This is a genomic window from Luteimonas saliphila, from assembly GCF_016774335.1.
Classification (GTDB): Bacteria; Pseudomonadota; Gammaproteobacteria; order Xanthomonadales; family Xanthomonadaceae; genus Luteimonas; species Luteimonas saliphila.
On the sequence record NZ_JAETWA010000041.1, the window covers coordinates 180,054 to 193,251 of the forward strand.

The window sequence follows — 13,198 nt, forward strand, 5'->3', positions numbered from 1 at the left end:
CACGCACCCTCGTCCAGGCCGCGATTCGCGCCGCTTGCCCATGGCGCGCCGCAAACGGCCGCTGGCCGACACGGCGCGTATACTCCCCGGCAGTATCCGATACAGGTCCTGGCGCGGTGCCGCATTCGCCCGACGACAAGAAGAAGGCGCTGGCGCGGGTGCGGCGCATCCGCGGCCAGCTCGATGCGCTCGAACGCGCGCTCGAGGCGGGGGCCGATTGCGCGCCGGTGCTGCAGCAGCTTGCCGCGGTGCGCGGCGCGGTCAACGGGCTGATGTCGGAAGTATTGGAAAGCCACCTGCGCGAGGAATTCGCGCAGCCGGCCAGGACCTCGACACAGCACGAGGCCGGCATCGATGCCGCCGTCGCGCTGGTGCGTTCCTATCTCAAGTAAGCAATGCCGGAGGAAACCTCATGAAATCACGCGCTGCAGTCGCCTTCGCCGCAGGCGAACCGCTGAAGATCGTCGAGATCGACGTCGCACCGCCGCGGGCCGGCGAGGTCCTGGTGCGGATCACCCATACCGGCGTCTGCCACACCGATGCGTTCACGCTCTCGGGCGAGGATCCGGAGGGCCTGTTCCCGGTGGTGCTGGGGCACGAGGGCGCGGGCGTGGTGGTCGAGGTGGGCGAGGGCGTGACCAGCGTGGCGCCGGGCGACCACGTGATCCCGTTGTACACCGCCGAGTGCGGCCAGTGCCTGTTCTGCACCAGCGGCAAGACCAACCTGTGCACGTCGGTGCGCGCCACCCAGGGCAAGGGCGTGATGCCCGACGGCAGCTCGCGCTTTTCCTACGAGGGCCAGCCGCTGTACCACTACATGGGCTGCTCGACCTTCAGCGAGTACACGGTGGTCGCAGAGGTCTCGCTGGCGAAGATCAATCCCGGCGCGAACCCGGAGCAGGTCTGCCTGCTCGGCTGCGGCGTCACCACCGGGATTGGCGCGGTGCACAACACCGCCAATGTGCAGCCGGGCGATTCGGTCGCGGTGTTCGGGTTGGGCGGGATCGGCCTGGCGGTGATCCAGGGTGCGCGACAGGCGAAGGCGGGGCGCATCATCGCCATCGACACCAACCCGTCGAAGTTCGACATGGCCAGGCAGTTCGGCGCCACCGATTGCGTGAACCCGAAGGACTTCGACCAGCCGATCCAGCAGGTCATCGTCGAGATGACCGGCTGGGGCGTCGACCATTCATTCGAATGCATCGGCAACGTCAACGTGATGCGCGCGGCGCTGGAGTGCGCGCACCGGGGCTGGGGCCAGAGCGTGATCATCGGCGTCGCGGGTGCCGGCCAGGAGATCAGCACGCGCCCGTTCCAACTGGTGACCGGGCGCAAGTGGATGGGCACCGCGTTCGGCGGCGTGAAGGGGCGTTCGCAGCTGCCCGGCATGGTCGAGGACGCGATGCGCGGCGAGATCGAACTGGCGCCGTTCGTGACCCATACCATGCCGCTCGACGAGATAAACAGTGCTTTCGACCTGATGCACGACGGGAAGTCGATCCGGTCGGTGGTGCATTACTGAAAGGGCGGGAATCGGGAATCGGGAATCGCCCGTAACTGACGATTCTCCCGTCCTGATCCTTCGACTCCCGCCCAGATACTCCCCATTCCCCATTCCCCATTCCCGGATCCCATGGAACGCATCGAACACCGCGCCTGCTTCGGCGGCTGGCAGGACGTGTACCGGCACCAATCGCAAGTGCTCGGCTGCAGCATGGACTTCGCCGTGTATCTGCCGCCACAGGCGGGCGGGCCCGGCGCGCGGCTGCCGGTGCTGTACTGGCTCTCGGGCCTGACCTGCACCGAGCAGAACTTCATCACCAAGGCCGGCGCGCAGCGGTATGCGGCCGAGCACGGCGTGATCCTGGTCGCGCCCGACACCAGCCCGCGTGGCGACGACGTGCCGGACGCCGACGGTTACGACCTGGGCAAGGGCGCCGGCTTCTACCTCAACGCGACCGCGCAGCCCTGGGCGCGCCACTACCGCATGTACGACTACGTCGTCGACGAACTGCCGGCGCTGGTCGAGGCGGGATTCCCGGTCGACGACCGGCGCGCGATCAGCGGTCATTCGATGGGCGGGCATGGCGCCCTGGTCGTCGCGTTGCGCAACCCGGGCCGCTACCGCAGCGTCTCGGCGTTCTCGCCGATCGTCGCGCCCACGAACGTGCCCTGGGGCGAGAAGGCGTTCGGCGCCTACCTCGGCCCCGATCGCGAGGCATGGAAGGCGTACGACGCCACCGAACTGGTGAAGTCGGCGCCGGAGAAGCTGCCGCTGCTGGTCGACCAGGGCGGCGGCGACGAATTCCTCGACACGCAGCTGCGCCCGCAACTGCTGCAGGCCGCCGCCGAGACCGCCGGGCACCCGCTCACCCTGCGCATGCGCCCGGGCTACGACCACAGCTACTACTTCATCGCCAGCTTCATCGGCGAGCACCTGGCCCATCACGCGGGCGCGCTGCAGGCCTGACGGGCCGCGCCGGGCGCGTCCCGCCCGTTCGCCTGGCCGGGCAGCCCTCAACCCCGGCGGCCGGCGGCCGTTACCGACAGGGTGCAACCTCCGGAGGGGACATGCCAGCGTTCGAGGATCGTGCAGCCACCTGCCTGCCGGCGTTGCCCGACGCGCCCGTGGCGCTGATCCGTCTCGACCGCGACGGACGCGTGCAGGCCCTCAACCGCGTCGCCGTCGACCTGCTCGACCTCACCGGCGTGGACCTCGACGCGCTGTCCTGCCACTGTGTCTGGGGCCTGGTGCCGGAGGACCTGTCCGGCGAAGAGGGCGTCTGGGTGGCGCCGGGCGCCGATCCGGCGCGTCGGGTGTGCTACCAGCACGATCGCGACGGCGGCGGCTGGCTGCTGTCGCTGCCCGACGCCGAAACCGCGGCGCTATGGCGCGAGCGTTCGGCGCTCGCCGCCGCGATCCCGACAGCCGGTGGCGACGAGGCCCCTGCCGCGCAACTGCTGGCCCGGGTTGGCGACCGCCTCGCCGCCTGCGAGCTCGACCTGGCCCTGGATGCGGAAGATGCCGGGCGCCCGGAAGCACGCCGGCTCGCGGCCGGTTTCGGCAACCTCGCCGAGGCGATCCGCCAGGCCGTCGGCCTGTCGATGCAGGTGGCCGCCGACGTCCCGCACGTGGTCGCCGAGAACGACGAACTCGTCCGCCAGTCGCAGGCCCAGGTCGACGCGCTGGAGACGGTGGTGGCGTCCACGCGCGGCCTGCTCACGGTGCTCGACCGCATCGGCGGCGACCTGCGCGCGGTGACCTCGGTGGCGGCCAGCGCCGACGACAGCGCGCGCGAGGGCGCGGCCGCGGCGCATGCGCTGGCCGAGGCCATGGCCGCGGTGCAGCTCAGTTCCATGCGCGCCAACGACGTCATCGAAGTCATCGACATGGTGGCGTTCCAGACCAACATCCTGTCGATCAACGCCAGCATCGAGGCCGCGCACGCCGGCCCGGCGGGGCGCGGCTTCGCGGTGGTCGCGACCGAGATCCGGCGCCTGGCCGAACGCGCCGCCGAGGCCGCACGCGACGTCCGCCGGATCATCGGCGAGAACAGCGACGCCCTTGGCGAAGGCGCCGCATCCGCGCGCCGGACCGAGCAGGTCCTGGGCGGCATCGGCGACCTGCTGGGCCGCGCCAGCACGGCGATCGAGACCGTCGCCGGCGGCATCGCCGAGCAGGGCGTGGCGATCGCCGACATCGACCGCGCGGTCGGACGCGTCGCCGAGCTCGGCCGCAGCAACCTCGAACATGCCGCCAAAGTCGCCGAACGCAGCGAGGCGCTCGGCGCCGGCGCCGGCGCGCTGAACGACTGCGTCGGACTGTTCCGGCTGCCGCCCGATCCGCTGCGCGAGCCCCGCCATGCGCGCGTGCTGGAGCTCGCGCGCGACGCCTCCGCCGCGATCGGCGCCACCTTCGCCGATGCGCTGGCCGAGGGCTGGATCGAGGACGAGGCGCTGTTCTCGCGCGACTACGTGCCGATCGCAGGCGTGGAGCCGGCAAAGTACGAAACCGCGTTCGACGAACTCTGCGACGAGCTGTTGCCGCCGCTGCAGGAAGCGGTGGCCGCTGCGCATCCCTGGATCGTGTTCGCGATCAGCGCCAATCCCGACGGTTACGTGCCCACCCACAACGACCGCTTCTGCCAGCCGCTGACCGGCGACCCCGCGCGCGACCTGGTCGGCAACCGCACCAAGCGCATCTTCACCGACCGCGTCGGCCGCAGCGTCGGCGCGCATACCGATCCCTACCGGCTGCAGGTGTATCGCCGAGACACCGGGCAGATCATGTTCGACCTGTCGGTGCCGGTGTTCGTCGGCGGGCGCCACTGGGGCGGCTTTCGCGTGGGCTACACGCTGGACTGACGGCCGCGGGGGGCGAGCACGCGTCGCCCGGCCCGCACGGTCACACCGAACCGGCGATGTGCTCGCGTAGCCAGCGATGGGCGGGATCGCGATGGCGGCGCTCGTGCCAGAGCATGGCCATCTCGAATCCGGGGACGGCCACCGGCGGCTCGACGACCCGCAGCCCGGGGTGGTCGCGAACCAGGCGCGAAGGCAGCATCGCCACGAGGTCGGTGTCGACCAGGGCCGAGATGACGAACAGGAAGTGCGGAACCGAGAGCACGACCCGGCGCGCCAGACCCGCCTGCGACAGCGCCTCATCGGTGACGCCGCGAAATCCACCGCCATCGGGCGACACGACGACGTGTTCGAGCTTGCTGAACTGCGCAGGCGTCGGCCGTCTCTTCAGGCGCGGGTGGCCGACGCGGCCCGCCAGCACATAGCGCTCGCGGAACAGCGCGCGACGGCGCAGGCCCGGCGCAGCGCCCTCGCTGGTATCGAAGGCCAGATCGATCTCGCCCTGTTCGGCCTGCCTGGCGATCCGCGGCGGCACCAGCTCGAGCACCGCCAGGCGGCTGCCCGGCGCGGCGGAACGCAGTCCGCGCAAGGCCGGCAGCACGATCGTCGATTCGCCGTAGTCGGTCGCCGCAATGCGCCAGGTATGGAGCGCCCCGGCCGGATCGAAGGGATGGGCGGGCGCGACAGCGCGCCCGAGCGCATCGAGCGCCTGCCGCAACGGCTCGCGCAACGCGTCGGCCCTGGCGGTGGGTTGCATGCCACGAGGCCCCGGCAACAGCAGCGGGTCCCCGAGCGCATCGCGCAGCTTGGCCAGGTGCACGCTGACCGAAGGCTGGGAGAGATTCAGGCGTTGCGCCGCCCGCGTCACGTTGTGCTCTGCGAGCAAGGTGTCGAGCGTCACCAGCAGGTTGAGGTCCAGCCGCCGGAGATCATTCATCGCAATACCTGGAATACTGGAAATTCATTTCCAATATACCGGGTGGTTGCCTACCTTGCCGGCTCTCCAAGAGCGGGCACCCCCATGAATGTTCTCCTGGTCCATGCGCATCCCGAACCCGGGTCGTTGAACGGCGCGTTGCGGGATTTCTCGATCGAACGCCTGCGCGATGCCGGGCACGCCGTCCAGCTGTCGGACCTGTACGCGATGAACTGGAAGGCGGTGCTGGACGCCGACGACAGCACGGACAGGCAGGCCGGGGCGCGTTTCCACCCCGAACTCGATTCCAGACATGCGTTCGAGCACGGCACCCAGAGCAGGGACATCGAACTCGAGCAGGACAAGCTGCGCTGGGCCGATGCGGTGATCCTGCAGTTCCCGATGTGGTGGTTCTCGATGCCGGCGATCCTGAAGGGCTGGGTGGAACGCGTTTACGCGTACGGCTTCGGCTACGGCGTGGGCGAGCATTCCGACCGGCGCTGGGGCGACCGCTACGGCGAAGGCACGCTGGCAGGAAAGCGGGCGATGCTGGTCGTCACCGCCGGAGGTTGGGAATCCCATTACGGTCCGCGCGGCATCAACGGGCCGATGGACGATCTGCTGTTTCCCATCCAGCACGGGATCCTGTACTACCCCGGCTTCGACGTGCTGCCTCCGTTCGTGGTCTATCGGACAGGGCGGATCGACGAAGCAGGATTCGCGGCCGTCCGTGATGCGCTTGGTCGACGCCTCGACGACCTGGGGAAGACCGCGCCGATCCCGTTCCGGCCGCAGAACGCGGGCGACTACCGCATTCCGGACATGACGCTGCGCCCCGATCTCGCCGTCGATCGGGTCGGGTTCTCGATACACGTCGCGCAGGCGGCGGATTCATCCGGCGCCTGCGGCGCGGGTCCGTCGCGCCCTACGTCAAGCTGAAGTCGGTACAGGCGAAGCGCCCGTCGCGCAGCACGGTGTCGCCGCGGAGCAGCGCGATCGGTGCGGCGAACATCGGCCCGTCGCGGACGCAGGTGTGGAACTCGCCGTTCTCGCCGCAGGGATCGATGCCCGCCGGCAGCGCATCGAGCAGCGCCAGGTCGAATTCGCGCCCGGCGAAGCCGGCATCGAGCTGCCGCGTATCCACGCAGCACAACGTCGCGCGCAGGCCCCCTGCGATCATCTCGCGCGCGAGCTCGGCGGTGTCGCGGTCGAACAGCGGGAACAGCGGCTGCCAGCCCACGCGCGCGCAGGCCTGTTCGCGATAGGCACGGATGTCCCCGAGGAACAGGTCGCCGAAGGCGATGCTGCGCAGGGTCGGCCAGCGCGCCTGTGCTTCCTCCAATGCCCCCGCCATCGCAGCTTCGTAGACGGTGTTGTCGCAGGCGGCGGGAATCATCGCCTCGAGCAGCGGCAGCCCCGCCGCGCTTGCCTGCGCGTGCAACACCTCGCGGCGGATCCCCTGCATCGAGGCGCGGCCATCCTCGCGCGTGACCGTGCTCAACAGCCCCACCACCTCCACGTCGCCGCCCCGGCCCAGCACGTGCAGGCTCCAGGCCGCGTCCTTGCCGCCGCTCCAGGCGAGCAGCGCCTGCGCACGCACGACGCCGGCCTCAGCCTGCGGTGACGTTGCGCAGCTCCCAGGCGCTGCCGGCGAGCAGGCGCATGCGCTGCTTGAAGACACTGCCCGCGATCGCGGTCTCGACGGTCAGGTCGATGTGCAGGTCGTGCTGTTCGCCGTGCACCCGCGTCGCCGGGTCGACCGCCCCCAGCGCCGGATCCACCGCATCCGGATCCTCCTGCGTCGCGCGCCAGCGCTGGAACAGCGCATCGCTGCGCAGGGCGGCCTGCAGTTCCTCCGCCAGCCCTTCCGCGCCCTTCGAGCGGAACGCGAATTCGCCGTTGGCGCCGAGCTTGTCGGGTTCGGGCAGGCGGATGTGGTAGCGGATGGCCATGGCGTCTCGTTGCGATGGGAAGGCTGCAGGCTAGCAGCCGGCGGTGTCGACGCCGCGTGTCAGCCGAACTCGTGCGGATCCGCGGCGAAGCCGACGCACACCGCGCCCTTGCCGACGTTGACCATGCCGGTCAGGCTCATCACGCTCTCGAAGACCTCGATGTTGCGGTCTGTGCAGGCTGCGCGCAGCGCCTCGTAGCCCGGCATCGCGCGCATCTCGTCCAGCTCGCCGCCGTAGCACAGGCACAGCGTGGGCGTCAGCAATCCGGCCGACACGCGCCGCGCGGCGAACTCGAACAGCGCCCGCACCGCCGGATCGAAGCCCTTGAGCTTCGCCACCGGCCCGGTGTCGCCGCGCCAGCCGCGCAGCACCGGCTTGATGTCGAGCGCGGTGCCGAGCGCGGCGCTGAACAGGCTGACGCTGCGGTCGCCCTTGTGCCGGGCGCGATTGCGGATGTAGTACAGGTCGCGCGGCACCAGGTAGCCGTAGGTGTGCAGCGCGAGGTTTTCCAGGCGCGCGCGGATGCGGCCGGGGCCGTCGCCGGCCGCGCGCAGGCGCACCGCCTCCACCGGCAGCACGCCCTGCGCCGAGAACAGGTTCTGGGTATCGATCACGCGCAGCGCGAACGGGGTGTTGTGGCCGGCGGCCGCACGCACCGGCCTGTAGTCGTTGAGGATGGCATAGCTGGCCTGCTGCGCGTTCTCGAAGATCTGGCTGCGCGTCTTCGTCACGGTGATGCAGAACACGTGGTCGTAGTCGACCACCAGGCGCTGCAGGAACAGGTCGCGGATCTGCTCGACGCCGAAGGGAATGGTCTCGGCGCTGGCGCCGCGTTCGGCGATGTGCGAATGCAGGAAGGCGAGGGTGTCGGCCTCGTCGCGATAGTCGACCCGCAACTCGTCGCCGATCCGGACCGAGATCGGCAGGATCTCGATGTCGTTCGAGGCCAGAAAACCGGGCGGCAGGTCGCACGCCGAGTCGACCACGATACCGATGCGCATGCGTCCTCCCACGGCCGGCCACGGCCACCCTGCCTGCGCGCGATTGTCGCAGGGGTGGCCTGAAGGACGGAGAAAGCCCGGTGGCGCCGACGGACCGGCCCCGCGCCGCGAGGGGAGGGGCTCCCGAGGATTCGTGCCGCCGGTCGGGGCGGCGCGTTCTCAGTCGACCCTGGCGGGATACGCGCGCGGCAGGGCGCCGCCTTCGGCCGAGGGCTCCGGGCGCAGGTAGCGGTCGCGCAGTTCGGTCTGGCGCGAGCGCATCGGGATCGCGCGGCCGCCCAGCCAGACCTGGCGCGCGGTGTGGGCGACATCGAGCGGGTCGCCGGTCCACAGCACCAGGTCGGCGCTGCGGCCCACCGCGATCGTGCCGAGCCGGTCGCCGACGCCGAACGCCTGCGCCGGTACCCGGGTCAGTCCGGCCAGCCCGTCTTCCCAGGGCAGGCCGTTGGCGACCGCGTTGCCGGCCAGCTGGCGCACCTTGCGCGCGTTGTGCGAGGCATCGCCAGACTGGGTGAAGCCCACCTGCACGCCCGCCGCGCGCAACCGCGCCGCGTTTTCCAGGGTGGCGCCGAGGCGGTCGAAATTCCCCGGCAGGTTGACCAGCGGATCGACGAACACCGGCACGTCCGCGGCGGCGAGCTCGGAGGCGAGCTTCCACGCCTCGGCGCCACCGGAAATGGCGATCTTCAGCGAGTGCCTGCGCGACCAGCGCAACAGCTGGCGGATGTCCGCGGCGCGGTCGATCTCGACCACGATGCGGCCATCGCCATCCAGGTAGCGCTTGAGCGTGGCCCGACCGGCCGGCGTCAGCAGCGCGAAACCGGAGTCGCCGGACAGGCGCCCGCGGGCCTCGTCGACCATCTGGTCGAGCAGCATCCACTGCCCTGCGCGCGAGGAACCGCTGAGGTTCGACGCGCCGGCGCCGAGCGAGACGAACAGCAGCTTCGGCCCGGCCGGGTCCGGGCTGCCGTCCAGGCGCACCACCGCGCCCTGGCCGCCGATGATCGAGCCGCCGGCCGTGCTGCCGGCGCTGAGCAGGGTGAAGCCGATGCCTTCCACCCGCGCGACCGGCAGCAGGATCGATTCGGGGTTGTAGGCCAGGGTGACGTCGAACTCGGGCCGGACCGTCATGTCCTTGGCGTTCTCGCCCAGTGCCAGCGACGCATCCCGCGTCGACGCCTCGCCCGAGACTTCCTCGATGCCGATGCCGGTGATGCCGCCGAACAACGCCGGCGTCAGCGGCTGACCGCCGGCATCGACCACCTGCGCCGAGCCCGCGGCCAGGCCGCTGCCGATCGCGGCGATGCGCCCGCCCTGCACCAGCACGTCTGTGCCCTGCAGGGTGCCGCGTTCGGTCGCGGTATGGACGGTGGCGTTGCGGATCAGCACGTCCTGGGCGGATGCGGCCGGCGCGGCGATCGCGCAGGCCAGCGGCAGCGCGAACAGCACGGCGAGGCGGTTCATCGCACACCTCCCTGCGCGGCGGACTGGCCGAGCATGAAGTCCGTGGTCGGCCTGAGCGACGGATCGGCGCGGTCGTACAGGCGCGCGCCGTCGACGTACACCTGCTCGGCATGCGCGTACACGGTGAACGGATCGCCGTTCCACAGCACCACGTCGGCCATCTTGCCGACGTCCAGCGTGCCGGTGCGGTCGAGTATGCCCAGCGACTTCGCCGCGTTCTGCGTGATCCAGCGGATCGCGCGCTCGGGCGCGATCTCGATGCCCGCCCGGCGCGCGTTCGCCATCACCTTCGCCGCCTCCTGGTTGAGCCGCTGGATGCCCTCGTCCGAATCCGAATGCACGATCGCGCAGCCGTTCGCGGGGCGGTCAACCAGGGCGATGTTCTCCTGGATGCCGTCGAAGGCCTCCATCTTGAAGCCCCACCAGTCGGCCCACAGCGCGCCGCACACGCCGTCGGCCGCCAGCCGGTCGGCCAATTTGTAGGCCTCTACGCCGTGGTGGAAGGCGGCGACCTTGAAGTCGAACTCCTTCGCCAGGTCCAGCATCTGCGCCATCTCGTCGGCGCGGTAGCAGTGGATGTGGACGAGGATGTCGCCGTCCATCGCCCCAGCCAGGGTCTCCAGCTTGAGATCGCGCTTGGTCGCGGCGTCCTTGCCGCGCTTGCGCGCATAGTCCTGGGCGTCGATGAAGGCCGCGCGGTAACCGGCGACGTTGCCCATGCGGGTCGCCGGGCCGCCCTTCTGGCCGTACACGCGCTTGGGATTCTCGCCGCAGGCCATCTTCAGCCCGTGCGGGGCGCCGGGGAACTTCATGCCCTGGGCGGTGGTGGCGGCGACGTTCTTCAGGGTCACGCCGCGCCCGCCCACCAGGTTGGCCGAGCCGGGCAGGATCTGCAGCGCGGTGACGCCGCCGGCGAGCGCGGCGCCGAAACCCGGATCCTGCGGCCATACCGAGTGTTCCGCCCAGACCTGGGCGGTGACCGGCGCGGTGGACTCGTTGCCGTCGCTGTGCGCGCTGGCGCCGGGGCTGGGATACACGCCCAGGTGCGAGTGCACGTCGATCAGGCCCGGCGTCACCCACTTGCCGCGGCCGTCCACGCGCACCGCATCGGCGCCCGCCGTCAACCCGCTGCCGACCGCTGCGATCCGGCCGTCCTGCATCAGCACGTCCGCGCCCTCGAGGCGGCGACCGTCGCCGGTCAGTACGGTCGCGCCGGCGATCAGCACCGGCGGGGCCGCGATCGGGCGATAGGTGCTGGCGTAGGCTTCCTGGCCGGAGCCGGGCCGTGCCTCGGCGGATGGCGACGGCGCGTCGTTCGACGCGGTGGTGGCGCAGCCGGCGAACAGGGCCACGCACAGCGCGGCGGTCAAGGGTCGGATCATGCTGGGGTCCCCGGGAGAATCGGCCGACGGTAGCGGCTCGCGCGCTGCGCGCCAAGCCGCCAAAGGTCATGGTGCGTGACAGAATGCCGCAAAAAAGGAGGCGGGCATGAAAGACAAGCAGGACATCGTCGGCAACTGGCTGCCGCGCTACACCGGCGTGCCGCTCGACGGCTTCGGCGAACACATCCTGCTGACCAATTTCGGCGGCTACCTCGGGCATTTCAGCCGGCTCACCGGCGCGCAGGTGGTGGGCATCGACCGGCCGATGCCGAGCGCCACCTCCGACGGCATCACCATGATCAACTTCGGCATGGGCAGCCCGAACGCGGCGACCATGATGGACCTGCTCTCGGCGATCGCGCCCAGGGCGGTGCTGTTCCTGGGCAAGGCCGGTGGCCTCAAGCGCAAGAACCAGCTCGGCGACCTGGTGCTGCCGATCGCGGCGATCCGCGGCGAGGGCACCTCCAACGACTATCTGCCGCCCGAGGTGCCGGCGCTGCCGGCGTTCGCGCTGCAGCGCGCGGTCTCGACCATGATCCGCGACCTCGGCCACGACTACTGGACCGGCACCGTGTTCACCACCAACCGCCGGGTGTGGGAACACGACGATGCGTTCAAGAAGCGGCTGCGCGCGATGCGCTGCATGGCGATCGACATGGAGACCGCGACCATCTTCGCAGCCGGCTTCGCCAACCGCATCCCGTCGGGCGCGCTGCTGCTGGTGAGCGACCAGCCGATGGTCCCGGAAGGGGTCAAGACCGAGGCTTCGGACGCGCACGTCAGCGCCGAGTTCGTCGAGCGCCACATCCAGATCGGGATCGAGGCCTTGCGCCTGATCCGCCGCCACGGCAAGTCGGTCCGGCACCTGCGGTTCGACGAATAGCCTGCGCGTGTCCTGCCCGAAATTCCGAGGAGAACGAGAGTGGCGATCCAGACCTATCGGGGCAGCTGCCATTGCGGCGCCGTGGCGTTCGAGGTCGACCTCGACCTGGCCGAGGGTGGCTGCAAGTGCAACTGCTCGATGTGCCGCAAGGCCCGCAGTTGGTCCGTCCGGGTCCGGCCCGACGCGTTCCGCCCGCTGGGGAACCCGGGGGCGACGACCGACTACACGCGCAACGGCGTGGTGCATTGGCCGTTCTGCAGCACTTGCGGGGTAAGACCGTACTATCGCAGCGACGTACCCGAGACGGGCGGGCCCTTCGTCTCGGTGCAGCTGGCATGCCTGGACGGAGTCGACGACGCGTTGCTGGCGGCGTCTCCGGTACGATTCCTGGATGGGCGCCACGACGACTGGTCGAATCCGCCATCGGCGGCCGAGCAGACGTTCCTGTAACCCGTAGCCCGGGTAAGCGAAGCGCACCCGGGGATCGGACGTCGGCGCTCCAGGCACTGTCCCGAATGCGGCCTGCGGCCTTATCCGGGCTACGCCTCCGACCCGGACACGTAGCCCGGGCAAGCGAAGCGCCCCCGGGGATTGCCCCCCGGAGATCGTCGCACGCCCCGGAACGCCGTGGCGCGTATCCCGCCGGTCGCCGCTATCATCACCGCATGGACGATATGAACGACATCCGGCAGGTCATCGGCTTCTGGCGCGAAGCCGGTTACGACAGGTGGTTCAACGGTGGCGGGGCGTTCGACGGGCAGTGCCGAGAACGCTTCCTCGACGCGCACTTCGCCGCCGCGCGGCGCGAGCACGAGGACTGGATGGACAGCGGCGACGGCGCGCTGGCGCTGCTGATCCTGCTCGACCAGATCCCGCGCAACGTGTTCCGCGGCAGTGCGCACGCGTTCGCGACCGATCCGCTGGCGCTGCACTACGCCCGCCGCACGGTCGACGCCGGGCTCGATGCCCAGGTCGATGCCGGGCTGCGCGCCTTCGTCTACATGCCGTTCGAGCATTCCGAAGCGCTCGGCGACCAGCACCGCGCGGTCGCGCTGTTCGATGCGCTGGGCGACGCCGGCTACGCGAAGTACGCGCGTGCGCACCTGGAGGTCATCGAGCGCTTCGGCCGCTTTCCGCACCGCAATCGCGTGCTGGGCCGGACCAACACGCCGGAGGAACAGGCCTGGCTGGATGAGGGCGGCGGGTTCTGAGGCGCAGCGCCCTTGGCGAAACCGCAT

The 13,198-nt window shown here is 70.5% G+C and carries 14 protein-coding genes; 8 read left to right on the forward strand and 6 right to left on the reverse strand.

Annotated elements, in window-relative coordinates; genetic code table 11:
- Window positions 1-116 precede the first annotated feature (116 nt).
- The 4 genes from frmR (at window position 117) to JMO03_RS12495 (ending at window position 4,365) form a co-directional block, all read left to right on the forward strand.
- Window positions 117-392 carry a formaldehyde-responsive transcriptional repressor FrmR gene (frmR, locus tag JMO03_RS12480; protein ID WP_202843773.1) on the forward strand — a complete coding sequence of 92 codons (276 nt, stop codon included), beginning with the start codon at window positions 117-119 and terminating at the stop codon, window positions 390-392.
- 20 nt (window positions 393-412) lie between these two features.
- Window positions 413-1,522: an S-(hydroxymethyl)glutathione dehydrogenase/class III alcohol dehydrogenase gene (locus JMO03_RS12485; RefSeq protein WP_202843775.1), complete on the forward strand. Its 1,110-nt coding sequence runs from the start codon at window positions 413-415 to the stop codon at window positions 1,520-1,522.
- Between the two features lie 111 nt (window positions 1,523-1,633).
- Complete coding sequence (gene fghA / locus JMO03_RS12490) at window positions 1,634-2,470, forward strand: S-formylglutathione hydrolase (RefSeq protein ID WP_202843777.1); 837 nt, start codon at window positions 1,634-1,636, stop codon at window positions 2,468-2,470.
- Between the two features lie 101 nt (window positions 2,471-2,571).
- Window positions 2,572-4,365, forward strand: a complete 1,794-nt coding sequence (locus tag JMO03_RS12495) for a methyl-accepting chemotaxis protein (RefSeq protein WP_202843778.1) — start codon at window positions 2,572-2,574, stop codon at window positions 4,363-4,365.
- A gap of 40 nt (window positions 4,366-4,405) precedes the next feature.
- On the opposite strand, the gene JMO03_RS12500 is transcribed toward JMO03_RS12495, so the two are convergent.
- The gene (locus tag JMO03_RS12500) at window positions 4,406-5,299 is read right to left on the reverse strand and encodes a LysR family transcriptional regulator (protein WP_202843780.1); all 894 of its coding nucleotides are present in this window, start codon (window positions 5,297-5,299) and stop codon (window positions 4,406-4,408) included.
- Between the two features lie 84 nt (window positions 5,300-5,383).
- On the opposite strand from JMO03_RS12500, the gene JMO03_RS12505 reads away from it, so the two are divergent.
- A complete protein-coding gene (locus JMO03_RS12505) occupies window positions 5,384-6,217 on the forward strand; it encodes an NAD(P)H-dependent oxidoreductase (protein ID WP_202843782.1) in 834 nt (277 codons plus the stop codon).
- Here JMO03_RS12505 and JMO03_RS12510 read toward each other — a convergent pair.
- The 5 genes from JMO03_RS12510 to JMO03_RS12530 form a co-directional block, all read right to left on the reverse strand.
- On the reverse strand, window positions 6,204-6,878 hold the full coding sequence (locus tag JMO03_RS12510; protein WP_202843784.1) for an adenine nucleotide alpha hydrolase: 675 nt from the start codon (window positions 6,876-6,878) through the stop codon (window positions 6,204-6,206). The genes JMO03_RS12505 and JMO03_RS12510 overlap by 14 nt on opposite strands.
- Window positions 6,879-6,888: 10 nt before the next feature.
- Window positions 6,889-7,230 (reverse strand): hypothetical protein, encoded by a 342-nt coding sequence (locus JMO03_RS12515; RefSeq protein ID WP_202843786.1) that lies wholly within the window; start codon window positions 7,228-7,230, stop codon window positions 6,889-6,891.
- A 59-nt stretch (window positions 7,231-7,289) separates the two neighbouring features.
- Window positions 7,290-8,231, reverse strand: a complete 942-nt coding sequence (locus JMO03_RS12520) for a DegV family protein (RefSeq protein WP_202843788.1) — start codon at window positions 8,229-8,231, stop codon at window positions 7,290-7,292.
- Between the two features lie 159 nt (window positions 8,232-8,390).
- Complete coding sequence (locus JMO03_RS12525) at window positions 8,391-9,695, reverse strand: amidohydrolase family protein (protein WP_202843790.1); 1,305 nt, start codon at window positions 9,693-9,695, stop codon at window positions 8,391-8,393.
- Window positions 9,692-11,077 carry an amidohydrolase gene (locus JMO03_RS12530; protein ID WP_202843792.1) on the reverse strand — a complete coding sequence of 462 codons (1,386 nt, stop codon included), beginning with the start codon at window positions 11,075-11,077 and terminating at the stop codon, window positions 9,692-9,694. Before JMO03_RS12530 ends, JMO03_RS12525 begins: the two co-directional genes overlap by 4 nt.
- 106 nt (window positions 11,078-11,183) lie before the next feature.
- Between JMO03_RS12530 and JMO03_RS12535 the strand changes: the two genes are divergently transcribed.
- The 3 genes from JMO03_RS12535 (at window position 11,184) to JMO03_RS12545 (ending at window position 13,171) form a co-directional block, all read left to right on the forward strand.
- On the forward strand, window positions 11,184-11,960 hold the full coding sequence (locus JMO03_RS12535) for an AMP nucleosidase (protein ID WP_202843796.1): 777 nt from the start codon (window positions 11,184-11,186) through the stop codon (window positions 11,958-11,960).
- Window positions 11,961-11,999: 39 nt separating this feature from the next.
- Complete coding sequence (locus JMO03_RS12540; protein WP_337926413.1) at window positions 12,000-12,410, forward strand: GFA family protein; 411 nt, start codon at window positions 12,000-12,002, stop codon at window positions 12,408-12,410.
- 224 nt (window positions 12,411-12,634) lie between these two features.
- The gene (locus JMO03_RS12545; RefSeq protein ID WP_202843884.1) at window positions 12,635-13,171 is read left to right on the forward strand and encodes a DUF924 family protein; all 537 of its coding nucleotides are present in this window, start codon (window positions 12,635-12,637) and stop codon (window positions 13,169-13,171) included.
- The last annotated feature ends 27 nt before the right edge of the window (window positions 13,172-13,198 follow it).